Raw genomic sequence first — 24,599 nt, 5'->3', positions numbered from 1 at the left:
TTAAGATTGATTGATGATTCAAAGGTATGGTACCAATGTGAACTGAAATTGTAAGAAAACGAAATCAGGATTTAGGATTGCAAATATCTTGTTGAAACTTATGGTATTTAGTTGGGCTAAGATCTATAAAGTGTTTAAAATCATTGATGAGTTGGCTTTGGTCGTAATATCCGCATTCGGCAATAATTACAAACCAATCTATTTTAGCATTTGTATAAGCAACGTTATCTATGAGCGCTATTGCTTTTATAAACCTGAGGTAACGATTATATTCTTTAGCAGAATAACCAAAATGCTTTTGATGGTTTAGCTGTGTATTACGTTCGGTTTGATTATTTTGACTGGCAATAGATTTTATAGGATTTAAGGCTTGATTGCTAAAATTTACGATTTGCTCGGCAATTTTACTTTGGTTTTCGAAATAAGGTGTACTAAACTTTAAAATCTGATTTACCCTTTCTTGTATATCATTGATTTTATTCAGCTCATTCCATAAAATCATAAAGGAATCTTCCTTTAATAATTCATCAGGCACCATGGGAACTTGCTCTGCAATGGTAGCATTTCCGAAGAAACGAAAAAAGGCATCATCCTTAAAATTTACCAATAGCATCTCTGCATTGGGCGGCAAAGAATATTCAATGATATGCTTTATTGGACCCAACATTAAGTATTTATTTACTTCTAAATACGGGTTTTGTTTCGATTGAAAATATGGATTTTCTCCAAAGCTGAAGATTAAAATAGTTTGATAAGATGGAATCAACTTTTTAGTGATGATTTCACTGCTGGTGTTTTTTGCAAAATAAAAGTGGGTAAATACTTTTTTATATTCTTCGGGAATGGCTATTCGATAATTAATATAATCAAGGTTGTTATTTTGCATCATCGCTATTGATTTCTTTTAGTCAACTAAACAACTATTTCAATCTGTTAATTTCTAGTCGATTGCTTCCCACAATTGAACCTTATTTCCTTCTTCATCTAAAATATGAATAAATTTACCATAGTCGTAAGTTTCCATTTTATCGACAATTGTTACACCCTCTTTTTGTAATTCTTTAACAAGTTCTTCCAGGTTTTCAACCCGATAGTTTATCATAAAATCTTTAGTGGATGGCTCAAAATATTTTGTGTCTTCAGCAAATGGTGTCCATTGTGTTTGGGCTTTTTTTGTGCTGTCAGCGCCCTCATACCATTCAAAAGTTGCACCGTAAGGATTAGTTTCTAAACCAAGATGTTTATGATACCATTCAGTCATTTTTTTTGGGTCTTTGCATTTAAAAAAAACGCCCCCAATTCCTGTTACTTTTTTCATTTTATTGCTGTTTTTAGTTGTTGTAATTGATTTGAAAGCGAAACCAAGAAAAAAAGTGGTTGCTAGTGTTAAGGTTATCAATATGGCTCTTTTCATTTGCTTCAAATTTATGTGGTTTTTTGTTGGTTTTGGATTTTTTTGATTTAATAATCAACGGTTTGCTAAATTGTAGAGAAATGGCAATACGTTTTTATAAAATTTTATATTCCTCAATTTTATTTTTTAAAGACTTCATTAAATTATTAAGACGCTCTAACTTTTGAATAGACTTAGATGAGTTAAAATCTTCACAAAACTTATTAGATAATTTTATTTTAAAAGATTCTAACTTTTGCTTGTTTTTTAACGCTTCACATTGCTGCTTCAATTGTATAATGACAGCATTATTTTCATCAATAATGAAAGTTTGATTCATTTCAGCTTCAAAATAACTTTTTACAAACTGAGATGGATATAAATCTTCAATAGTAGAATCATTCGGTAAAGAATTAAGGATGTCTTTTAAAGTGAATACATTTTTTGAACTATAAAAGTCCTTTTGTGAATCTAAAATATTGCCTTTATTATCTCTTCCTTCTTTATCCGCATCAAAAATAAAAAATGAAGAAATATTTTCATTTTGGAGAAGTCTAGCAAATCCAGGCATCTTACTTGCCCCTCCTGCACTTTTGATTGCGAAAAAAAATCCGGTATACAATTGATGAAACGCATGTGAGATTATAGTCTTATCATCTCCTCCTTCAACCACAATTATGTTATTAGGAATCAATTCTTTAAAAATATTTAAACCAAAAGCTGCAGTTAAAACGTTATCATCGATGATATTAGCTGTTTTACTCACTTGATTAATTTCTGTATTAGATTTGTTTTTCGTTACAATAAAATTTCTTTCAGGCGATAGAGTATCAATCATAAATTGACTGTGTGTAGATACTAAAACTGTGTTATTTTTGCCGATTTTTAAAATTTCATCTCTCATGTATTTTATTCCACTAGGATGTAAGTGTATTTCAGGTTCATCTATTAAAAGGATAGTATTTTGCAAATTATTTGAATCGTTCTGAGCAGATATTGAAAGAATAAGTGATATGAATTGCTTAAAGCCATCACTACGCTGGGTCATGTTGTAGTAGTTAAATTTTTTGTCTTTATCTTCTACTAAAACTTGGCAAGTTTCTGAATTTATTGATATCCTAATTTTTATTTTATGTTCTTTCCAAATTTTATTAATAAATTTTGTTGTTGAATCAGATAATCGTTCTTCTAATTCATCTCTACGAGCTTGATTTTTTAAAGCATTTTCTATAGTTGCTTTTATATCAGAATCAGTTTTTTTTCCAAAAACGTTAAAAATATTTTTAAGCGGAATCGATATTGAAGGATTTTCTTTAAACTCACTTAAATTAATCTGTTCATTTATAAGAAAATCAGAACTAGCTTTCCAACTTTGAATTTTCGGAAGCTGGCTTATAAAATTTTCTTTCACTTGTAATAATATCCATGACTCCAATTCTGATGGTAATAATAATCTTTGATTTGTCTTTAAAAAACTTGAAGCGTTATCTCTAGTAATAATTTCTTTAATATCATTCACCTTACTTAGTACTCCAATTGTTTCAGTGACTTTAGTTGTTCCATCCGCTGTTGCAGGGTTACTCTTTGTTATTACATAATTATATAAAGACAATTCTTGAGCATTGATTTTGATTGAGTAACTAAATTGATAACCTCTATCTTTATTCTTATAGACATTTTTCGTAAAACTTATAATTTCAATTTTTTCCCAAGTATCAGTATCTAGACTAAATTTTTTTGTAATTAATTTTTTCCATGATTGTTGTTCATCTAGTTTAAAATGTCCGTAGATGTCTATATATTCATCTTCATCTTGTGCTTCAAGCGAACAATAAACATCATAATCTAAATCTTCTAATCCGCTATCAATTAAACTTATAGCATGAATAATAGCGCTTTTCCCGCTTTCATTTAGACCTACCAAAAAATTTGTGTTACTCCTATTGATTCCTTGACCATAAGCGTCGAAAGGAATTATAATTTCTCTAATACTTTTAAAATTATTTATTTCAACGCTACTTAATCTCATAGTAATAAGAAATGATTTTTAATTGTTAGTTTAAAAAATTCTCGATATTTTTAATCTTTGAATATAATAATAAATTACAAAAAACTTCTCAAACAAAAAAAGCCGCTCAATTTAAAATTGAACGGCTTCACTTATTTTTAAAAAAAATTTACAACTTCCTTTTTATCTCTACTTGTTCGTAAGCTTCAACAATATCATTTACCTGGATATCATTATAACCTTTGATGTTTAAACCACATTCATAACCTCTCGCCACTTCTTTCACATCGTCTTTGAAACGTTTTAAAGATTCCAGCTCTCCAGTATAAACCACAACTCCCTCACGGATAATCCTGATTTTACTGTTTCTATGAATGGTTCCGTCTAACACCATACAACCTGCAATGGTACCCACTTTAGTAATTTTGAAGGTCTCTCTAATCTCAACGTTAGCAACAATTTTCTCTTCAAATTCTGGAGCCAACATACCTTCCATCGCTGCTTTAATCTCATCGATAGCTTTGTAAATGATAGAATATAACCTTACATCAATTTCTTCTTGTTCTGCTAATTTCCTTGCTCCTGCACTTGGTCTCACCTGGAAACCAATAATAATTGCATCAGAAGCTGTTGCTAATAAAACATCAGATTCTGAGATCGGACCAACCGCTTTATGAACAATCTTAACCTGAATTTGCTCAGTAGATAGTTTTTGTAATGAATCTGATAATGCTTCTACAGAACCATCCACATCACCTTTAATAATGATGTTCAATTCTTTAAAGTTACCAATCGCTAGACGACGACCAATTTCATCAAGTGTGATGTGTTTTTGAGTACGTAAACCTTGTTCGCGTTGTAACTGTAAACGTTTGTTTGCAATATCCCTTGCTTCTGGTTCGCTTTCTACTCCGTTAAAACGATCACCCGCTTGTGGCGCTCCGGCAAAACCTAAAACTTGTACTGGTTGTGATGGACCAACTTCGTCTACCCTTGCTCCTCTTTCATTGTAAAGTGCTTTTACCCTACCACTATATGAACCTGCAAGAATAGGATCACCAATTCTTAAAGTACCTGCTTCTACCAATACGGTAGCCACATAGCCTCTTCCTTTATCTAATTGAGCCTCAATTACAGTACCTACTGCTCTTTTATTTGGATTTGCTTTTAATTCTAATAATTCTGCTTCTAAGGATACTTTTTCTAACAATTTATCAATGTTCATCCCAGATTTGGCAGAGATTTCCTGGGTTTGGTATTTACCACCCCACTCTTCTACCAGAATATTCATTGCAGATAATTGCTCACGTATCTTATCAGGATTTGCTCCTGGCTTATCCATTTTGTTGAAGGCAAAAACCATTGGCAAATTAGCGGCCAATGCGTGGTTAATTGCTTCTGTAGTTTGTGGCATCACGGTATCATCCGCAGCAATTACGATAATTGCAACGTCGGTTACTTTAGCACCACGGGCTCTCATCGCCGTAAAGGCTTCGTGACCCGGTGTATCTAAGAAAGTGATGCTTTTATCTTCATCAACTTTTACTTCGTAAGCACCAATATGCTGTGTAATACCTCCGGCTTCTCCAGAAATTACGTTTGCTTTACGGATAAAATCAAGTAAAGATGTTTTACCATGATCTACGTGACCCATTACGGTAACAATTGGAGATCTTGATATTAATGAACCTTCTGCATCTGCTTCTTCAAGATTTATTTCTTCTTCTTCTGCACCAACAAATTGTATTTCGTAACCAAATTCATCTGCAACGATAGTTAAAGTTTCTGCATCCAGTCTTTGATTAATGGATACGAATAAACCTAAACTCATACAGGTTGCGATAATTTCAGTAACAGTTACATCCATCATTGTAGCCAACTCGTTTGCAGTAACAAACTCTGTTGTCTTCAATACTTTAGAATCCATTTCCTCTGCAGCTAATCTTTCCTCAGCTGTAGCGGCAACATCATCACGTTTTTGACGACGTAATTTAGAACGTTGTGCAAATTTACCAGATTTACCAGCACCACTTAATCTAGCAAGCGTTGCTTTAATTTGGTCTTGTATTTCTTTTTCAGTTGGTTCTGCTTTTGGTGGAACTGGTTGTCCTCTTCTATGTGGAGGTCTTGCTCCCGGAACTACAGGTCTGTTACTCTGCCCTTGACCTGCGCCACCTCCAGTATTTGGTCTATTTCCTTGATAACCTCCGCCACTTTGAGCTGGAGTTCCGGTTTGACCTTGTCCTTGTCCTTGTGGACGATTGCCGCCGCCGGCTCCTGGTGCGCCACCACCTGGTGTAGGTTTGCGTTTTCTTTTTCGTTTGTTATCTGCTGTATTTGGGTTAGATGAAGAAGCAACTGGCTGGTCTTTTTTTCTATCAACCGGAAGTTCTATTCGGCCAATAACTTTTGGACCTGTTAATTGCTTCGCTTTTGCTCTTATTACTTCATCTTCTTCCTCTGCAGCAGCAGGAGGAGCTATATTATTTTCTACAGCAGGTTTTACTTCCTCTGTTTTTTGTTCTTTTATTGGGGCTGCTTCTTCTTTTTTACTTTCTACAACAACCTCTTTTTCTGGTTTTGGAGCTTCCGTTTTTGGAGTTTCTTCTACCTTTGGAGTTTCTGCTTTTATAGTTTCTTCCTGTTTAGGCTTTTCTTCTACAACCGGTTTTTCTTCAACTACCTCTTGTTTCGGTTCTTCCTTAACTTCTGGTTTTACCGCTGCTTTAGGTTCTTGAGCTTGTTCTTTAAAAGATTTTTTATCAGGACGTGTTTTAGAATTTAGGCTATCTAAATCAATTTTACCTACTATTTTAACTCCCGGGTTTGATGAAGTATCTTCCTTTACAATTTCTTGTTTTGGTTCTTCTTTTTTAACCTCAGGTAATACAGGCGGAGTGTAGCCCGTATTTTTTATTAAAATTTCTTCAGCTTCCTCTTCTCTTTTAGGAGGTGAGGTTGGTGTTTCTACAGCATTGCTAACATCATCACGACGTATTTTTCCTATAACAATGCTTTTTGCTTCTTCCCTGAGGATTTTATCTCCCTGGTATTCTTTCAAAAGAGCATTGTACATATCGCCAGATAGCTTAGTATTTGGCCTTGCTTCTACTTTAAAGCCTTGGCCATTTAAAAACTCAGCGATGGTACCTAAACCAATGTTCAGTTCTTTTGCAACTTTTAATATTCCTAAATTTTTGTCTTCTGACATTTAATCTTTTCTTTCTAAGCTATTATTACACAAAAGTACGTTTATTACTACAAAACAAAAAGCTATTCAAACTCAGAACGTAAAATTCCAAGCACTTCTTCAATAGTCTCTACTTCTAAATCTGTACGTTTTACCAAATCAGCAGCAGATAAAGCTATCACACTTTTTGCAGTATCTAAACCTATTTTCTTAAATTCATCAATGATCCATCCATCAATTTCATCAGAGAATTCTTCTAAATCTACATCCTCTTCTTCTTCTGATGATTCACGATAAACGTCAATTTCGTATCCGGTCAATTTTCCAGCCAATTTTATGTTATGTCCACCTCTACCAATGGCTAAAGAAACCTGGTCTGGTTTTAAATAAACGGCAGCTCTCATGGTTTCATCATCTAATTTAATAGAAGTGATTTTTGCTGGTGAAAGTGCTCTTTGGATATATAATGAGATATTATTTGTGAAGTTGATCACATCAATATTTTCATTTCTTAATTCTCTTACAATACCATGTATTCTTGAACCTTTCATTCCCACACAAGCTCCAACAGGGTCAATCCTATCATCATAAGATTCTACCGCAACTTTTGCTCTTTCTCCTGGCTCTCTAACAATTTTCTTAATGGTAATTAATCCATCAAAAATCTCTGGAACTTCTAATTCAAACAAACGTTGTAAAAATGCTGGTGCAGTTCTGGAAATAATGATTTTCGGGTTGCTGTTCAGCATTTCTACCTTATCAACAACTGCTCTAACCGTATCTCCTTTTTTGAAATAATCTGCAGGTATTTGTTCTGTTTTAGGTAGGATTAATTCGTTTCCTTCGTCGTCAATTACCAAAGTTTCTTTTTTCCAAACTTGATAAACCTCTCCGGATACAATTTCTCCAACTCTATCTTTATAGTTTTTGAAGATTTCGTCTTTCTCTAATTCTAAGATTTTAGAAACCAAGGTTTGGCGGGCAGCTAAAATTGCTCTTCTACCAAAACTTTCTAAAGTAATCTGTTCAATGAAATCATCACCAACTTCTAAATCAGCATCAATTTTTTGTACTTCTGCCAATTCAATTTCCAAATCATCATCTTCAGAAAAACCATCTTCCATTACAGTTCTTGTTCTCCAAATCTCTAAATCTCCATTATCTGGATTTACAATTACATCGCAATTCTCATCAGTACCAAAACGCTTTCGTAACATACTTCGGAAAACTTCTTCCAAAACACTTATTACCGTTGGTCTGTCAATATTCTTGAAGTCCTTAAACTCTTGAAACGAATCGATTAAATTAATGCTTTCCATTTGCTATCATTGCTATTATAAATCTTCTTGTTATTTAAAAGAGACCCCAACTTTTACTTCGGTAATCTCATCTTTATTAATATTTTTTTCTGCTTCTTTACTTTTTTTGCCTTTTTCTTTTACCACCTCCATAATGGTGAGGCTATTTTCATCTGCGGCAAGCAATTTCCCTTCAGTTTGTTTTCCTTCTTTCAGTTTAATTTCTAAAAGTCTGCCTATATTTTTTTGAAACTGCCTATCTAAAGTTAGCGGGGTATCCAAACCTGGCGAACCCACTTCTAAGGTGTATGCATTATCAATTAAGTTCTCTTCTTCTAAATGAAAACCTACATGACGACTCACCAAAGCACAATCATGAATGCCTACACCATTATCTCCATCTAATAAAATAGTTACATTTTTATTGTTGACTATCTTAATTTCTACCACAAAAAGATCAGGACGATCGGCCAGTTTTTCGGCTATTAATTCCCTTATTCTTTTCTCGACACTCATTTAAATTTGATTTTTTGTTAAATAGAAAGAGGGGACAATGTGCCCCCTCTTTCGAATCAATGCAAATGTAGTAAAATTATTTTGAGATACAAATTTGATGGTGAATCAAATATGAGATTAACTTTCAAACTTTATCCATCCTTCGCCTTCATAACCAAAAGCAAAATATTTTGGCGTAATCATTTCGGCCAACATTTCAATAGTATCTATAATTCGTGGTCCGCTTCTGTTAAAATAGGCATTACCATCGGCAATGTAAACTCGATTATTTTTTACAGCATCTAAATCTCTCCAGCCTGGTTGGTTTAATAATAAATCTATCTCTTGTAAAGTTCTGTTAATGGTAAATCCGCAAGGTGCGACAATTATTATAGTTGGGTTTTCATCATAAATTTGTTGCCATTCTACAAATGGCGAGTGTTTTCCATTTTCTGCTAATATGGATTTCCCACCAGCAATTTCTACCAATTCTGGAATCCAATTGCCAGCAACCATAATCGGCGAAAGCCATTCTATTATTGCCACTTTTGGCTGATCAGGAAAAAATTTTAATTTATGTTTTACGATATCAATTCTCTCCTCTAACTCTTCAACTAACTCGTTTCCTTTTTCTTCCACATCTAATTGAATAGCAACTTCTTTTATTTCCCTTAAAATGTCATCAAGCGTATTTGGCTGAAGTGAGATTAATTTAACATCGGAATTTACTAAATCACTTAATGCAAATTCTACATCTTTTTCTGAAACTGCACAGACTTCGCATTGGTTTTGGGTGATGATAAAATCTGGTTTTAATGAAGTGATTAACTCTTTGTCGATTTTATAAATCGACAGTGCATCCGTCAATATTACTTTTACCTGAGCATCTATTTTTGCACTATCATTTCCCGAAATAAATTTAGCATCAGAACAAATTGAGAGGTTTTGTATTTCTTTTGGATAATCACATTCATGCGACCTACCGACTAAATTTTCTTGTAAACCTAATGCGCAAATAATTTCAGTAGCAGCAGGTAATAAGGAAATGATTCTTTTGTTTTGCATTTTTGGGTATTTTGCCAAATATAAATATTTGATTTTTGTGAAGCGTTTAAAACCCATTTATCTCTATCTGCTTTTTGTAATGAGTTTATTCTTTTTATTTGGATGTAAATCCGATGAAAAAAAAAGTAATAAAACGGTTTTCAATATCAATTTGGACCAAGGATTAACATCATTAGATCCAGCTTTGCCCGTAACCAAAACGTTTTATGGATGTGTAACCAAATTTTTAGCAGTTTGGTACAAATTGATGATAGCTTAAATATTAAACCCAGTGTTGCAAAAAGTTGGGAAATATCTGAGGATGGTAAAACTTACACATTTCATTTAAGAGATGATGTTTTCTTTCATGATGATGATATTTTTAAAAACGGTAAAGGAAGAAAGGCAGTTGCTTCAGATTTCAAATATTCTTTTTCAAGAATAATTGACCCTAAAATGACCTCTTCAGGAGCTTGGATTTTTAATGACAAAGTGAATGGAAAAGATGATTTTATTGCCTCAAACGATTCAACTTTTATCATCAAATTAAATAAACCTTTCCCTCCTTTTTTATCGATGTTATCTGCACAATATTGTTCGGTTGTACCACATGAGGTTGCCGATAAATATGGCAAAGAATTTAGGACGCATCCAATTGGTACTGGTCCATTTAAATTTAAATATTGGAAAGAAAGCGAAGTTTTAGTGTTGTTAAAATATGAGAATTATTTTGAAAAAGACAGCAAGGGAATTAGATTACCATATTTAGATGCTGTAAAAGCCACTTTCATCCCTGATAAACAAACTGCCTTTATGGAATTCTTGAAAAAGGATTTAGATTATTTTAATAGCATTGATGGCAGCTATCGCGATGATATTTTAACCAAAAGTGGTAATATGACTTCGCGGTATAAAGGCAAATTTCAATTGGTTAAAGGTCCTTATTTGAATACAGAATATTTGGGAATGTTAGTGGATAGCAGTTTAGCTATCGTAAAAAACTCCCCAACTAAATATAAAAAAGTACGCCAGGCTATTAATTATGCTATCAATAAAGAACGCTTAGTTAAATATTTAAGAAATAGTATAGGAATTCCAGGAACGGCTGGATTTATCCCTGCAGGAATGCCTGGTTTTGATGCAAAAGCTGTAAAAGGTTATGATTATAATCCTGAAAAAGCGAGGCAATTATTAAAAGAAGCAGGATTCCCGAATGGGATTGGAATGAAGGAATTGACTTTAAGCACTACCACAACATATAAAGATTTAATTGAATTTATACAGGGTGAGCTTAATAATGTAGGTATAAGTTCTAAAATTGAAGTAAACCAAAGCGCTTCTTTACGGGAAACAATTGCCAAAAGAGAAACCAATTTTTTTAGAGGAAGTTGGATTGCCGATTATGCGGATGGGGAGATCTATCTTTCTATGTTTTATTCTAAAAATTATGTTCCAATTGGCCCCAATTATACCAGCTTTAACAATCCACGATTTGATAGAATGTATGAGGAACTTAATTATATAAAGAATGATAAAGACCGTTTTAAACTGTATCAAAAAATGGATCAATTGGTGATGGATGAAGCACCAGTTGTGGTTTTATTTTACGATCAATCGGTCAATCTTTTTCAAAATAATATTAGTGGTTTGGGTCATAATGCTCAAAATTTATTGGTGTTGAAGTATGTGAAAAAGCAGTAAAGTTTTGCCACTAATAATCGCTAATCTCTTTGTCGGAATCTTGATTTTCTTGATTAAAGGATAAAAAGGATTGTTTGCTATTTGAATTTTTTCTTCTTAAAATAGGAATCAAGATAATCCTAAAATCCTGTTAATCAAGATCCAGACAATTTCCCAAAAACTTCATCCATAATCATCTGAGTAGCTCCAATATTTTGATCCACATAAATCTTTGCGATTTCTCCAGATTGTTTTCTAAAGTCTTCATTAGAAATTAATTTATTTAAAACCTCATTTAACTCTTCTTGATTGCTAATTGTAAATCCTCCTTTTAAAGAAACCAAATCAATTGCCTCTTTAAATTTTCGATATCTAGGCCCAAAAATCACTGGTAATCCATAAGCAGCTGCCTCTAAAGTATTATGAATTCCTGCTCCAAAACCTCCACCAATATATGCAACATCTGCATAAGCATATAAAGAAGAAAGCATCCCGATATTATCAATTATTAAAAATTTAGCATCTTTTATGGATGATGCCTCGTTAATTTCAGAATATCGAATTACTTCATTATTTAAAAGATGCTGTAAACTTTTGATGTTTGTTTCTGATATTTCATGTGGAGCTATAATAAATTTCCAACCTTTTGGTGGTGATAAAATGTATTGGGCAATTAGTTTTTCATCCTCAAGCCATGTGCTTCCACCGATAAAAATTTTTTGATTGTCTTTAAAGTTTTCGATTATGGGGAAATCCTTTCTAGTTTGAGCCAAATCTGCTACGCTATCAAAACGGGTATCACCACTAATGGTAAAATTATTTAAACCAATTCCATTTAATAAATCTGCTGAGGTTTGATTTTGAACAAAAAAATGGGTGACACATTTTAAGATAGAGCGATAAAAATCGCCGTAAGGCTTAAAAAACAATTGCTCTTTCCTAAAGATTGCAGAAGTAATATATAGTGGGATTTGCTGTTTTTTTAACTCCTTAAAAAAATAATTCCAGAACTCGTACTTGTTAAAAACCGCAATTTCAGGCTTAAAAATATTTAGAAAATCTTGAGCATTTTTTGCAGTATCTAAAGGAAGATAAAGGATATAATCTCCCAAAAGAGAGTTTTTTCTAACCTCATATCCGGAAGGAGAGAAAAAGGTAATTACAATTTTTTTATCAGGAAATCTTTTTCTAACCGCTTGTAAAAGTGGCTTTCCCTGTTCAAATTCTCCTAAAGAAGCAAAGTGAAACCAAATGTTTTTATGCAAATGATTAGGGTTAAATTTTGAACGCCAATTCATTCTCCCATCAATCCAAAGTTTTGCTTTTCTATTAAAAAAAGAAACTATCCATACTAAAAAATAATAAAACTTAATCCCAATGTTATAAAATATAGGCATTTATCTCTCGAATTATTAACTTCGTCAAGTTTAAAGAAATTTAAGAAAATACAGCAATAAAAATATGAATATAGCAGTAATCGGGACAGGATATGTTGGTTTAGTGACCGGAACTTGTTTAGCTGAAACCGGAAACAATGTAACCTGTGTAGATATAGTTGAGGAAAAAGTAAATAAGATGAAGAATGGGGAGCTTCCCATCTACGAACCAGGCCTTGATATTCTTTTCCATAGAAATATAGAACAAGGTCGTATCAAGTTCACAACAGATTTAGCTGAAGCCATAAAAGATGCTGTCATCATATTTTTAGCATTGCCAACTCCTCCGGGGGGAGACGGAAAAGCGGACTTGAGCTATGTTTTGGGCGCTGCAAAAGATATTGCAAATCTGATTACAGATTATAAAGTTATCGTTACCAAATCCACAGTTCCGGTTGGTACTGCAGATAAAGTTAGAGCCGCTTTTGAAGAAAATACTTTGGTAGAAGTTGATGTGGTTTCTAACCCTGAGTTTTTAAGAGAAGGTGTTGCAGTTGATGATTTTATGAAGCCAGATAGAGTGGTGGTAGGAACAAGAAGTGATAGGGCTAAAAAATTGATGGAAGAACTTTACGCTCCGTATGTTCGTTCTGGAAATCCAGTTATTTTTATGGACGAACGTTCTTCTGAATTAACAAAATATGCTGCTAATTCATTTTTGGCAACAAAAATCACTTTCATGAACGAGGTTGCCAACCTTTGCGAATTGGTAGGTGCTGATGTTGATATGGTGCGAAGAGGCGTTGGTGCCGATGATAGAATTGGAAAGCGATTCTTATTTCCAGGCATTGGTTATGGTGGTAGTTGCTTCCCAAAAGATGTTCAAGCTTTGGCTTTATCATCAAAAGAATATGATTATGATTTCAAGATCTTGGATGCGGTAATGGAAGTAAATCAGAGCCAAAAACTAAAGATCGTTGAGAAGATGATGAAATATTACAACAACGATGTTAAGGGAAAGAAATTTGCACTTTGGGGTTTGGCATTTAAGCCAGAAACCGACGATATCCGAGAAGCACCAGCTTTGTACATAATTGACGAATTGACGAAAGCAGGGGCTGAGATTGTTGCTTACGATCCAGAGGGAATGGAAAATGTAAGAAAAATGAAAGGTGATATTTTGGCCTTCGCCGATAATGCTTATGAAGCTTTAGAAGGTGCCGATGCTTTAATTATCGCAACAGAATGGCAAGCATTTAGAAATCCGGATTTTAAGCAAATGGAAGAAAAAATGGCTTCAAAAGTAATTTTTGATGGAAGAAACCTTTACGATCTTCATAAAATGATTGATTTAGGATATTATTATAATAGTATTGGCAGGGCAACAGTAAATTAAGAAGCATAAAAACATAAAAATGAGCGTTAAAAAAAGAGTTTTAATTACTGGTGCGGCAGGTTTTTTAGGTTCGCATTTGTGCGATAGGTTTATAAAAGAGGGCTATTATGTAATTGCGATGGATAATTTGATTACTGGCGATTTAGCCAATATCGAACATCTTTTTCCGCTAGAAGATTTTGAATTTCATCATCATGATGTTTCAAAATTTGTACATGTAGCTGGAGAATTGGATTATATCTTACACTTTGCTTCACCTGCAAGTCCTATAGATTATTTAAAAATTCCGATCCAGACTTTAAAAGTTGGTTCTTTGGGAATTCATAATCTTTTGGGTTTAGCCCGAGTTAAAAATGCGAGATTGATCATTGCTTCTACTTCAGAAGTTTATGGAGATCCAGCTGTAAATCCTCAACCAGAAGAATATTGGGGAAATGTAAACCCTGTTGGCCCTCGTGGTGTGTATGATGAAGCGAAACGTTTCCAAGAAGCTATCACAATGGCTTATCATACTTTTCATGGTGTTGAAACCAGAATTGTAAGAATTTTTAATACTTACGGGCCAAGAATGCGATTAAATGATGGACGTGTTTTACCGGCATTTGTAGGTCAGGCTCTACGTGGAGAAGATTTAACGGTTTTTGGAGATGGAACACAAACCCGTTCTTTCTGTTATGTTGATGATTTGGTAGAAGGAATTTACAGGTTGTTAATGTCTGATTATGCGCAACCAGTTAACATAGGAAACCCAGATGAAATTACCATTGGTCAGTTTGCAGAAGAGATTATTAAATTGACTGGAACAAACCAAAAAGTAATTTATAAACCACTTCCTCAAGATGACCCAAGACAACGTCAGCCAGATATTACTAAGGCAAGAGCGTTATTAAACTGGGAACCAAAAGTGAACAGGGCAGAAGGTTTAAAAATCACTTACGAATATTTTAAGACCCTAACTCAAGAGCAATTGGATAAAATCGATCACAAAGACTTTACGAATTATAATAAATAATGGGAACAAAGATTTTAGTAACAGGAGGAACAGGATTTATAGGTTCGCATACCGTTGTAGAACTTTATAATGCAGGTTATACTCCAGTAATTGTTGATGATTTATCTAATTCATCAATCAAAATATTAGATCAAATAGAAAAAATAATCGGTTACAAGCCAGAATTTCATCAGTTTGATTTATGTGACGAAGCTAAAGTTACGGCTTTCATCAAATCAAATTCAGATATCAAAGGAATTATCCATTTTGCGGCTTTTAAAGCTGTTGGAGAATCGGTTCAAAAACCTTTAGAATACTACAGAAACAACTTTTTTTCTTTAATTAACCTGCTTTCTCAATATAAAGATACACCTATAAACTTTGTTTTCTCATCAAGTTGTACTGTTTACGGTCAGCCCGATGTTTTGCCAGTAACAGAAGCTGCACCAGTTAAAAAAGCAGAATCTCCTTACGGGAATACAAAACAAATTGCTGAGGAAATTTTAGCAGAAACTGCATCTGTAAATAAAAACTATAACATTGTTGCGCTAAGATATTTCAATCCGGTTGGAGCACATGCAACAGCTTTAATTGGTGAATTACCAATTGGTGTTCCACAAAATTTAATTCCTTTTGTTACCCAAACAGCCATCGGAAAAAGAGAACAAATTACTGTTTTTGGTGATGATTATGATACTGCTGACGGGAGTTGTGTAAGAGATTACATTCATGTTGTTGATTTAGCTAAAGCACACGTTGCAGCTATCAAACGTATGGAAGCAGGGAAGTCTGAAGATAATTATGAGGTTTTCAATATCGGAACTGGAAAAGGAACCACAGTTCTAGAAATTATCAATGCTTTTGAAAAATCGACAGGCGAAAAACTAAAATACAAAATTGGTCCACGCAGAGTTGGCGATATTGAAAAAGTTTATGGAGATGTCACTAAATCATCAGAAGCTTTAGGCTGGAAAACAGAATTAAATGTAGATGATATGATGAAATCTGCATGGGAATGGGAAAAATATATAGCTAAGAATCCTTTTTAAAATAGATTTGAGATATGAGTATTGAGATATGCGACTTTATAATCTGGTTAGCTAACTCAATACTCAATTCTCAATACTCAAATCTTATCAAATGAAAATACTCATCACCGGCGGAGCCGGATTTATTGGTTCACACGTTGTAAGGCGTTTTGTGAACACCTATCCAAATTATGAAATCGTAAACTTGGATAAACTGACCTATGCGGGAAATTTGGAGAATTTATTGGATGTAGAGAAATCTGCAAACTACAAATTTGTAAAGGGCGATATTGTTGATGCTGCTTTTATCCAAAATTTATTTGATAAAGAAAATTTTGATGCGGTTATACATTTAGCTGCCGAATCTCACGTAGATCGTTCAATTTCTAATCCAATAGAATTTGTAATGACTAACGTGGTGGGAACTTGCAATCTGTTGAACGCTGCAAAAACATCATGGAAAGGTGACTATGATAAAAAACGTTTTTATCATGTTTCTACAGATGAAGTTTACGGAACTTTAGGGGAAGGAACAGAAATGTTTACCGAAGAAACTTCTTACGATCCACATTCTCCATATTCTGCATCAAAAGCAAGCTCTGATCATTTTGTAAGGGCGTATTATGATACTTACGGAATGGATTGTGTGATTTCTAACTGTTCAAACAATTATGGTTCTTTTCACTTTCCAGAGAAATTAATTCCCCTTTCTATCCATAATATCAAACAAAATAAAGCCATACCTATTTACGGAAAAGGAGAAAATATTAGAGATTGGCTTTGGGTAGAAGATCATGCAAGGGCAATTGATGTGATTTTCCATAAAGCAAAATCTGGAGAAACATATAATATTGGAGGACATAACGAATGGACTAATATCGATTTAATCAGAACATTGTGTAAAGTGATGGATAAAAAATTAAATCGTGAAGAAGGAACATCAGAAAAACTAATTACCTACGTTACCGATAGAGCTGGCCACGATTTACGTTATGCAATCGACGCTAAAAAACTGAAAAACGAATTGGGATGGGAACCAAGTTTACAATTTGAAGAAGGTTTAGAAAAAACAGTCGATTGGTATTTAGCAAACGAAACCTGGCTAAATAACGTTACTTCTGGTAATTATCAACATTATTACGAGGAGCAATACCAAAACAGATAAATGTTCGGTCTTTTTAAACCAAAGAAAAACACACCAGAATTTAATTTCAGCGATATTGGGATTGATATGCACTCGCATATTCTTCCCGGCATTGATGATGGCGCTCCAACTGTCAAGGAGTCCATCATGATGGTAAAGCGATTCCAAGAACTTGGTTTTAAAAAGCTGATTGCCACGCCTCATATTATGGCTGATTATTATCGTAATACGCCGGACACCATCAATAAAGCATTAGATGAATTGCGAGAAGAGTTAGTAAAGCAAAACATTTATATGCCAATTGAAGCTGCAGCCGAGTATTATTTAGATGAAACCTTTGAAACTAAAATCAATAAAGGAAATCTGATGACTATGGGTAAAGATTATATCCTTTTCGAGCTTTCATACATCAACTATCCAAACAATATTAAAGACATTATCCAAAAATTAACTGATAAAGGCTTAAAGCCGATATTGGCACATCCAGAGCGTTATCTTTATTTAGGTTCGATAGAAAATTATTATAAAATTAAAGAATACGGCTGCTATTTTCAATTAAATACGATTTCATTATCTGGTTATTATGGTAAGCAAACTCAAAAAATTGCTGAAGAATTGGTAGATAATATGATGATTGATTTTATAGGTTCAGATATGCATCACCTCAGACATGCAGATGCTTTGCACCAGTCTTTATTTACTCCTTCATTAAAAACTTTGTTTGAAGAAAGTGCTTTACAGAATGTGATGTTGGTTTAATTTTTAATTTTATATTTTTTTATAAAGCTAATGGTTATTATCCTCTAAAAAACTCAGCTTTGTAGGTATTTTTGCTTTTATAGCTTTTAGGATAAAAATATAAGTCTTAAGTGAACCCCTTGCGTAGGTAATTGCATTTGCATATTCTTTTATGAGTCTTGGATCATCATCTAAAAGTGTAATTTTTGAACCATTATCAAATAAAGTCTTTAACACTTGACCTTTATAATCTAAAACGTATTGATTATCAAACAGTTTTAAAGAATAGTCATAAACTTTATTCATTCTAACTTTTTCAAAATAGTCTGCTTGAGTTTCAGCCATAACGCATTCTTCATTATAAAAAGTTATACTATCAGAAACGGATTTATTCCTAATTAACCTTAATGCACCAGAATTTTCTAACTGCTTAATAGTTCTTTTAGTAAAAAATACAGAATATCTATTATGAGTATATTTTAATTGAGTGATGTACATCACTTTCAAACTGCTATCAGTATAAGGTCTGTTGTAAATGTTCTCTAAAAGATTATCAAAACCAGCAATCTGTTTTTCACATAAATCTATACTAGAATTAATTTTTGCAGAATCTTCTCTCATATCAGCAATCATTGATGATATATATTGTTGCTCTCTATCATGCTCAATTGTGTGCTCTAATTGGTACTCGGCTAAAAATCCACAAAAAACAGCTAAAAAAAGCATTAGAAATTCCCAAAAATAATTTCTCCACGTTTTTTTTCCATGCGGTTGATGAGAGTGTTGATGTACTTCCATAGGTTTTAATGTTTATCAGTAGGCTTGTAGGTATGGATGTATTTTTAAATAAATGTTGTCTTCAAAATTCTTTGCTAAGAATTTCGATTATTGGCTATCTTTCTTAACAACTCAACTTGTTCTTGCTTTAATCTCTGGCTCTTTCTGAAATAGCGAACCACAAATAAAATGACTATTAGAGGAAATACAAATCCAATTAAGATTAAAATTATTTCTGGTGCACCTAAACCCATGTTAATGATTATTTATTGACTATTATTTTAAAACTCTGTGTAATCTTTTTACAATTTATATAATTTTCTTAAAATACAAAATTCATTTTTTGGATTAATGATTTTAATAATGAAATTAAACAATTATCATCTAAAAAATCGCTTTATCAGTATTGTAAGTCTGTTCTGATTTACCAATCGTTTAAAAATTTAGAACAGGCAAATTAAATCCTTAAATTGTTGAATCTACTAGTTACTTTAACTAAACACTATAAAAATTATTTGTGGTTTGTGAGGCAAAAACTACGGAAAAGAGCTAGCTATTTTCTGAAACAAACCGTTATTTTGTTTTTAATTTTTTTGTTTTTTTAAAGACAAAATAAATTACAATAATTATAAAAATAGAAATGGTTATAGAGAGCATTATTAACTCTGGAAAACTAATGTTGATAAATGAAATGATTGACATAGTTTTTATGTTATAATAATCCTTATTTTAATTTGTCAGCGATTTTATTCAGCAATCTATTTTGCTCTTCTTTTAACTTGGTTTGTTTCACCATCCAGTTTCTAATGTAAACTATAACAATTACTAAAACCGCTAATGGTATTACGGTGAATAATAAAATCATAGTTAGTTCTGAGAATACAAAGTCCATAGTGTGCTCTGAAATTTAAAAAATCGCTTTAGCTATATTATAAGTCTGTTCTGGTTTACCCATGGTATAAAAATGCAATACTGGCACTCCAAAATCCATTAACTCCTTACATTGTTGAATCATAAATTCGGTTCCTACCTTTTTAACATCTTTTACATTAGTACATTCTTGTACCGCTTCGCTAAGTTCTTCGGGTAAATCTATATGAAAAATCTTAGGTAAAGCCACTAATTGCCCTAATGCACTTATCGGCTTTAAGCCTGGAATTATAGGTACATTAATATCATTTTCACGACATTTCTTTACAAAATCGAAATACTTTTGGTTATCAAAAAACATTTGAGTAACAATGAATTCTGCCCCGGCATCTACCTTTTGTTTCAAAAATTTGAAATCGGCTTTAAGGTTTGGAGCTTCAAAATGTTTCTCTGGATAACCGGCAACGCCAATGCAAAAATCACTATTATAGTCTGAAACAACATCTTCATGCAAAAATTTTCCAGAATTATGGTCTTTGATATGCTTTATCAAATCAGTGGCATAACAATGTCCGCCTTTGGTTGGCACAAAAGATGAATCTGCTTTACGAGCATCTCCTCTAAGAGCAAGAACGTTATCGATACCTAAAAACTGTAAATCTATTAACGCATTTTCTGTTTCTTCTTTGGTAAAACCACCACAAATTAAATGTGGCACAGCATCGACACCATATTTATTGATGATTGCAGCGCAAATTGCAATAGTTCCAGGACGTTTTCTGTACGATACTTTTTCTAAAAGTCCACTTTCTTTCTCTTTGTAGATATAATCTTCTCTTAAAGAAGTAACATCTATAAAAGGAGGTTTAAATTCCATTAAAGGGTCTATCGCATCATAAATCCATTGGATACTTTGCCCCTTGATTGGTGGTAAAAGTTCAAAAGAGAAAAGTGTTTTGCCTTTTGCGTTTTTTATGTGGTCTGTAATTTTCATACCCCTAACCCCTAAAGGGAAATTATTTTATGTAAATGTTAAATTTTGTTATATGTGTTTATTCCCCTTTAGGGGGTTGGGGGTTTAATATCCCAAATTCGGACTCAACCACCTTTCTGCGGTCTCCAAATCCATTCCTTTTCTTATTGCGTAATCTTCTACCTGGTCTTTATTTATCTTTCCTAAACCGAAATATCTGGCTTCTGGATGCGCAAAATAAAATCCACTGACCGCAGCAGTTGGATACATCGCAAAGCTTTCTGTAATTTTTAATCCTATTTTATTTTCTGCATCTAACAATTCCCAAAGTGTTCCTTTTTCTGTATGATCTGGGCAAGCAGGATAGCCTGGTGCAGGACGAATGCCTTGATATTTTTCCTTTATTAAGGATTCGTTGTCCAAAATTTCATCTTCTGCATAACCCCAATAATCTTTACGCACCATTTCATGTAATTTCTCGGCGAAAGCCTCTGCCAATCTATCTGCCAAAGCCTTGGCCATGATGCTATTATAATCATCATGATCTCTTTCAAATTCAGCTGCTAGTTCATCACAGCCGTGGCCAGTTGTTACCGCAAAGCCTCCAAAATAATCCTGTATCCCAGTCTCTTTAGGTGCGATAAAATCTGATAAAGCGTAATAAGGTTCGCCTTGAGCTTTTTCTGCCTGTTGGCGAAGGGTGTGAATCGAGATTTGTTGGTTAGGTTTTAGTTGGTTAGTTAGTTCGGCCTGTTGGCTTTCAACTTTCAACTTTTCACTTTCAACTTCTAAAATTATATCATCTCCAACAGAGTTTGCTGGCCAAAAACCAAATACTGCTTTTGCTGTAAATAGCTTTTCATCAACAATGCGCTTTAACAAAACTTTGGCATCATCATATAATTTTTTTGCTTCAATACCCACAAATTTATCATCAAATATTTTTGGGTACGAGCCTCTTAACTCCCATGTATGAAAAAAAGGAGTCCAATCTATATACGGCACTAATTCTTCTAAAGGATAATTATCAATCACCTTTGTCCCAGTAAATTTTGGAGCTTTAGGTATTGAACCATTTAAACTGATTTGATATTGATTTTTACGGGCATCATTAATACTCTTAAAAGTTTTAACAACTTTCTTATTATTGTAATTATCTCTGGTAGTGTTATAATCCTCTTTTAAGGTTTTGATGTAGTTCTGTTTTGTTTCTTTAGCGAGTAGATTGCTACAAACGCCTACACTTCTAGAAGCATCTAAAACATGGATAACCGCACCTTTGTAATGTGGATCAACTTTTACTGCGGTATGAATTCTTGAAGTTGTTGCACCACCAATCAGCAAAGGAATATCAAAACCTTCACGCTCCATTTCTTTGGCAAAATGAACCATTTCATCCAATGAAGGAGTTATCAATCCGCTTAAACCAATAATATCAACCTGATGTTTTTTTGCTTCTTCAATAATTCGAGCAGCAGGAACCATCACGCCTAAATCTACCACCTCAAAGTTATTACAGGCTAAAACAACACCAACAATATTTTTCCCAATATCATGAACATCGCCTTTAACGGTTGCCATCAGTATTTTACCCGCACTACTACTGGTGCCTTTAACTTTCCCAGCTTCTATATAAGGCATTAATATAGCAACGGCTTTTTTCATTACCCTTGCCGATTTTACCACCTGAGGCAAAAACATTTTTCCTTCGCCAAATAAATCTCCAACAATGTTCATTCCATCCATTAAAGGTCCTTCGATTACTTCAATAGGTAAAGCATATTGTAAACGAGCTTCTTCTACATCAACATCTAGGTAATCAATAATTCCTTTAATTAATGAATGAGATAAACGTTCCTGAACAGTTCCATTACGCCATTCCTCACTTTTAACGATAACTTTCCCTTTTGTGCTTACTGTTTCGGCATAATCTACTAAAATCTCAGTTGCATCCGGACGACGGTTTAATAATACATCTTCAACTTTTTGTAAAAGCTCTTTAGGGATTTCCTCATAAACTTCTAACATTCCGGCATTCACAATTCCCATATCTAAACCCGCTTTTACCGCGTGGTATAAAAATGCGGAGTGCATCGCTTCCCGAACGGTATTATTTCCTCTAAAAGAAAAAGAAATATTTGAAACCCCGCCACTAACTTTAGCATGAGGAAGGTTTTCTTTTATCCATCTGGTAGCATCGATAAAATCGACAGCGTAATTGTTGTGCTCTTCTAATCCCGTTGCAACGGTTAAAATATTAGGGTCGAAGATGATATCTTGTGGAGGGAAATTAACTTCGTTCACCAAAATATCATAAGAACGTTTGCAAATTTCTTTTCTACGTTCTAAATTATCGGCTTGTCCTTGTTCGTCAAAAGCCATTACGACTGTGGCTGCACCGTATTGTTTAATTTTATGAGCGTATTCTTTAAATTTTTCTTCGCCTTCTTTTAATGATATTGAATTAACGATTCCTTTTCCCTGCAAACATTTTAGACCTGCTTCAATTACACTCCATTTAGAAGAATCTACCATAATAGGTAGTTTAGAAATATCAGGTTCTGATGCAATGAGGTTTAAAAACTTGGTCATTGCTGCTTCAGAATCTAACATCCCCTCATCCATATTCACATCAATGACTTGCGCACCACCTTCTACTTGCTGACGGGCAATAGAAAGTGCGGTGTCAAAATCACCGGAAAGGATGAGTTTAGAAAATTTTGGAGAACCTGTTACATTTGTACGTTCACCAACGTTTACAAACATGGTTTCAGGCGTTATAGTTACCGCTTCTAAACCAGAAAGTCTCATAAAAGGTTCTCTTTGTGGGATTTTTCTTGGTGGATATTTCTTAGCTTTTTCGGCCATTGCCCTAATGTGATCTGGCGTGGTCCCACAACAACCACCAATCACATTTACAAAACCCGAGGCCATAAAATCATCAACAAAATTTGCCGTTTCTGATGCGGTTTCATCGTATTCGCCAAACTCGTTTGGCAAACCTGCATTTGGATAAGCAGTTACAAACATATCTGCCTTTTCTGAAAGCTCTTCAATATGTGGACGCATATCTTTTGCTCCCAAAGCACAGTTTAAACCAATAGAAAGTAAATCGCCGTGACGCATAGAATTTAAAAATGCTTCTACGGTTTGTCCGGATAATGTTCTTCCGGAAGCATCTGTTATGGTACCAGAAATCATGATATCGAGCTTTAGCCTCATCCTCGGTCCTTCTCCAAGGGAGAAGAATGCCTGTCCTTTTGGATAAACTGAATTTGATAAATTTTGTGGAAGTTCTTGATTATTAGTTAGCTTCTCGTTTAGTTCTTGTTCATATTTTTTTATAGCAAAAATTGCTGCTTTGGCATTTAGCGTATCAAAGATGGTTTCTACCAATAACAAATCGGCGCCACCATCTACTAAACCCCTAACTTGTTCATAGTAGGCTTCTTCTAATTCTTCAAAAGAAATTGCTCTAAAACCTGGGTCATTAACGTCTGGCGACATAGATAAAGTACGGTTGGTTGGACCAACTGCTCCAGCCACAAAACGTGGTTTTTCTGGATTTTTTTGAGTGTATTCGGTTGCAACTTCTTTAGCAATTCTAGCGCCCTCAAAACTGAGTTCGTAAGATAAATCTTCCATGCCATAATCGGCCATGGAAATACGTTGTGTGCTAAAAGTATTGGTCTCAATAATATCTGCTCCAGCATCTAAATATTTAGCGTGAACAGCTTTTATAACATCTGGACGGGTAAGGTTTAATAAATCGTTATTTCCCTTTACATCTGATGGATGGTTTTTAAATCTTTCTCCACGAAAATCCTCCTCAGTCAATTTATATTGCTGAATCATGGTGCCCATTGCTCCATCGATAATGAGTATTCTTTTTTCTAGTTCTTTTCTGATATCCATACTTACAATATTGAGTAGTGAGAATTGCGTAATGAGACTATGCGAAATATCGCAATACTCAATACTAAAATCTCAATACTTATTTGGCTTATTTTGAAAAGTCGGGCAGGTGTGTTAGACTTCCACTTATCTTTTCCGCCAGCTGCGGATAGAATGTAGCACCTTGTTTGCACAGGTTGCTAAGACTTCGTTGGGTCTAATCCCTCCGTCTTTCTCTATAAGCAGTGCAAAAATGCAATATTGTTTGGTGAAAAGCAAATATGGATTGTCAAAGCAAAACTAA

18 protein-coding genes and 1 riboswitch are annotated in these 24,599 nt (G+C 33.8%); of the genes, 6 read left to right on the top strand and 12 right to left on the bottom strand.

Annotation, left to right across the window (positions count from 1 at the left end):
- Positions 1-64 precede the first annotated feature (64 nt).
- The 7 genes from A5893_RS14560 to A5893_RS14530 form a co-directional block, all read right to left on the bottom strand.
- Positions 65-889 carry a helix-turn-helix domain-containing protein gene (locus A5893_RS14560; RefSeq protein ID WP_232456870.1) on the bottom strand — a complete coding sequence of 275 codons (825 nt, stop codon included), beginning with the start codon at positions 887-889 and terminating at the stop codon, positions 65-67.
- Positions 890-940: 51 nt separating this feature from the next.
- Positions 941-1,414: a VOC family protein gene (locus A5893_RS14555; protein WP_198342336.1), complete on the bottom strand. Its 474-nt coding sequence runs from the start codon at positions 1,412-1,414 to the stop codon at positions 941-943.
- 94 nt (positions 1,415-1,508) lie between these two features.
- Positions 1,509-3,422, bottom strand: coding sequence for an AAA family ATPase (locus tag A5893_RS14550; RefSeq protein ID WP_068823314.1), 1,914 nt, complete (start codon positions 3,420-3,422; stop codon positions 1,509-1,511).
- A gap of 148 nt (positions 3,423-3,570) precedes the next feature.
- Positions 3,571-6,612, bottom strand: a complete 3,042-nt coding sequence (infB, locus tag A5893_RS14545) for a translation initiation factor IF-2 (RefSeq protein ID WP_068823313.1) — start codon at positions 6,610-6,612, stop codon at positions 3,571-3,573.
- A gap of 62 nt (positions 6,613-6,674) precedes the next feature.
- On the bottom strand, positions 6,675-7,910 hold the full coding sequence (gene nusA / locus A5893_RS14540; protein WP_068823312.1) for a transcription termination factor NusA: 1,236 nt from the start codon (positions 7,908-7,910) through the stop codon (positions 6,675-6,677).
- A gap of 30 nt (positions 7,911-7,940) precedes the next feature.
- Entirely contained in the window at positions 7,941-8,405 is a 465-nt protein-coding gene (rimP, locus tag A5893_RS14535; RefSeq protein ID WP_068823311.1) for a ribosome assembly cofactor RimP, read from the bottom strand.
- A 117-nt stretch (positions 8,406-8,522) separates the two neighbouring features.
- Positions 8,523-9,449: a cobalamin-binding protein gene (locus A5893_RS14530; RefSeq protein WP_068823444.1), complete on the bottom strand. Its 927-nt coding sequence runs from the start codon at positions 9,447-9,449 to the stop codon at positions 8,523-8,525.
- Between the two features lie 210 nt (positions 9,450-9,659).
- On the opposite strand from A5893_RS14530, the gene A5893_RS14525 reads away from it, so the two are divergent.
- The gene (locus tag A5893_RS14525) at positions 9,660-11,129 is read left to right on the top strand and encodes an ABC transporter substrate-binding protein (protein WP_232456869.1); all 1,470 of its coding nucleotides are present in this window, start codon (positions 9,660-9,662) and stop codon (positions 11,127-11,129) included.
- Between the two features lie 134 nt (positions 11,130-11,263).
- Here the strand turns inward: A5893_RS14525 and A5893_RS14520 are convergent, their stop codons facing one another.
- Positions 11,264-12,505, bottom strand: coding sequence for a 3-deoxy-D-manno-octulosonic acid transferase (locus tag A5893_RS14520; RefSeq protein WP_068823310.1), 1,242 nt, complete (start codon positions 12,503-12,505; stop codon positions 11,264-11,266).
- Positions 12,506-12,569: 64 nt separating this feature from the next.
- Between A5893_RS14520 and A5893_RS14515 the strand changes: the two genes are divergently transcribed.
- The 5 genes from A5893_RS14515 (at position 12,570) to A5893_RS14495 (ending at position 17,802) form a co-directional block, all read left to right on the top strand.
- Positions 12,570-13,880 carry a UDP-glucose dehydrogenase family protein gene (locus tag A5893_RS14515; protein WP_068823309.1) on the top strand — a complete coding sequence of 437 codons (1,311 nt, stop codon included), beginning with the start codon at positions 12,570-12,572 and terminating at the stop codon, positions 13,878-13,880.
- 19 nt (positions 13,881-13,899) lie between these two features.
- Positions 13,900-14,892 (top strand): UDP-glucuronic acid decarboxylase family protein, encoded by a 993-nt coding sequence (locus tag A5893_RS14510; RefSeq protein WP_068823308.1) that lies wholly within the window; start codon positions 13,900-13,902, stop codon positions 14,890-14,892.
- Positions 14,892-15,920 (top strand): UDP-glucose 4-epimerase GalE, encoded by a 1,029-nt coding sequence (gene galE / locus A5893_RS14505; protein WP_068823307.1) that lies wholly within the window; start codon positions 14,892-14,894, stop codon positions 15,918-15,920. The genes A5893_RS14510 and galE overlap by 1 nt, the downstream gene beginning before the upstream one ends.
- A 91-nt stretch (positions 15,921-16,011) precedes the next feature.
- On the top strand, positions 16,012-17,064 hold the full coding sequence (rfbB, locus tag A5893_RS14500) for a dTDP-glucose 4,6-dehydratase (protein ID WP_068823306.1): 1,053 nt from the start codon (positions 16,012-16,014) through the stop codon (positions 17,062-17,064).
- Positions 17,065-17,802, top strand: coding sequence for a tyrosine-protein phosphatase (locus A5893_RS14495; protein ID WP_068823305.1), 738 nt, complete (start codon positions 17,065-17,067; stop codon positions 17,800-17,802).
- A gap of 27 nt (positions 17,803-17,829) precedes the next feature.
- Here the strand turns inward: A5893_RS14495 and A5893_RS14490 are convergent, their stop codons facing one another.
- From A5893_RS14490 to metH, 4 genes are all read right to left on the bottom strand, one after another.
- Complete coding sequence (locus A5893_RS14490) at positions 17,830-18,579, bottom strand: hypothetical protein (RefSeq protein WP_068823304.1); 750 nt, start codon at positions 18,577-18,579, stop codon at positions 17,830-17,832.
- 703 nt (positions 18,580-19,282) lie between these two features.
- Complete coding sequence (locus tag A5893_RS17725) at positions 19,283-19,450, bottom strand: hypothetical protein (protein WP_157687568.1); 168 nt, start codon at positions 19,448-19,450, stop codon at positions 19,283-19,285.
- A 15-nt stretch (positions 19,451-19,465) separates the two neighbouring features.
- A complete protein-coding gene (gene metF / locus A5893_RS14485; RefSeq protein WP_068823303.1) occupies positions 19,466-20,422 on the bottom strand; it encodes a methylenetetrahydrofolate reductase [NAD(P)H] in 957 nt (318 codons plus the stop codon).
- A gap of 84 nt (positions 20,423-20,506) precedes the next feature.
- The gene (gene metH, locus A5893_RS14480) at positions 20,507-24,316 is read right to left on the bottom strand and encodes a methionine synthase (protein ID WP_068823302.1); all 3,810 of its coding nucleotides are present in this window, start codon (positions 24,314-24,316) and stop codon (positions 20,507-20,509) included.
- 123 nt (positions 24,317-24,439) lie between these two features.
- Positions 24,440-24,540: riboswitch (SAM riboswitch) on the bottom strand.
- Between the last annotated feature and the right edge of the window lie 59 nt (positions 24,541-24,599).

The organism is Pedobacter psychrophilus, from assembly GCF_001652725.1.
Lineage (GTDB): Bacteria > Bacteroidota > Bacteroidia > Sphingobacteriales > Sphingobacteriaceae > Pseudopedobacter > Pseudopedobacter psychrophilus.
The sequence above is the reverse complement of the archived record's forward strand: the minus strand, read 5'-3'. Positions and strand labels throughout refer to the sequence as shown.

Coding starts and splice junctions, on each gene's coding strand:
- A5893_RS14560 (WP_232456870.1), bottom strand. CDS start 889: ATGATGCAAAATAACAACCTTGATTATATTAATTATCGAATAGCCATT.
- A5893_RS14555 (WP_198342336.1), bottom strand. CDS start 1,414: ATGAAAAGAGCCATATTGATAACCTTAACACTAGCAACCACTTTTTTT.
- A5893_RS14550 (WP_068823314.1), bottom strand. CDS start 3,422: ATGAGATTAAGTAGCGTTGAAATAAATAATTTTAAAAGTATTAGAGAA.
- infB (WP_068823313.1), bottom strand. CDS start 6,612: ATGTCAGAAGACAAAAATTTAGGAATATTAAAAGTTGCAAAAGAACTG.
- nusA (WP_068823312.1), bottom strand. CDS start 7,910: ATGGAAAGCATTAATTTAATCGATTCGTTTCAAGAGTTTAAGGACTTC.
- rimP (WP_068823311.1), bottom strand. CDS start 8,405: ATGAGTGTCGAGAAAAGAATAAGGGAATTAATAGCCGAAAAACTGGCC.
- A5893_RS14530 (WP_068823444.1), bottom strand. CDS start 9,449: ATGCAAAACAAAAGAATCATTTCCTTATTACCTGCTGCTACTGAAATT.
- A5893_RS14525 (WP_232456869.1), top strand. CDS start 9,660: ATGTGTAACCAAATTTTTAGCAGTTTGGTACAAATTGATGATAGCTTA.
- A5893_RS14520 (WP_068823310.1), bottom strand. CDS start 12,505: ATGCCTATATTTTATAACATTGGGATTAAGTTTTATTATTTTTTAGTA.
- A5893_RS14515 (WP_068823309.1), top strand. CDS start 12,570: ATGAATATAGCAGTAATCGGGACAGGATATGTTGGTTTAGTGACCGGA.
- A5893_RS14510 (WP_068823308.1), top strand. CDS start 13,900: ATGAGCGTTAAAAAAAGAGTTTTAATTACTGGTGCGGCAGGTTTTTTA.
- galE (WP_068823307.1), top strand. CDS start 14,892: ATGGGAACAAAGATTTTAGTAACAGGAGGAACAGGATTTATAGGTTCG.
- rfbB (WP_068823306.1), top strand. CDS start 16,012: ATGAAAATACTCATCACCGGCGGAGCCGGATTTATTGGTTCACACGTT.
- A5893_RS14495 (WP_068823305.1), top strand. CDS start 17,065: ATGTTCGGTCTTTTTAAACCAAAGAAAAACACACCAGAATTTAATTTC.
- A5893_RS14490 (WP_068823304.1), bottom strand. CDS start 18,579: ATGGAAGTACATCAACACTCTCATCAACCGCATGGAAAAAAAACGTGG.
- A5893_RS17725 (WP_157687568.1), bottom strand. CDS start 19,450: ATGGACTTTGTATTCTCAGAACTAACTATGATTTTATTATTCACCGTA.
- metF (WP_068823303.1), bottom strand. CDS start 20,422: ATGAAAATTACAGACCACATAAAAAACGCAAAAGGCAAAACACTTTTC.
- metH (WP_068823302.1), bottom strand. CDS start 24,316: ATGGATATCAGAAAAGAACTAGAAAAAAGAATACTCATTATCGATGGA.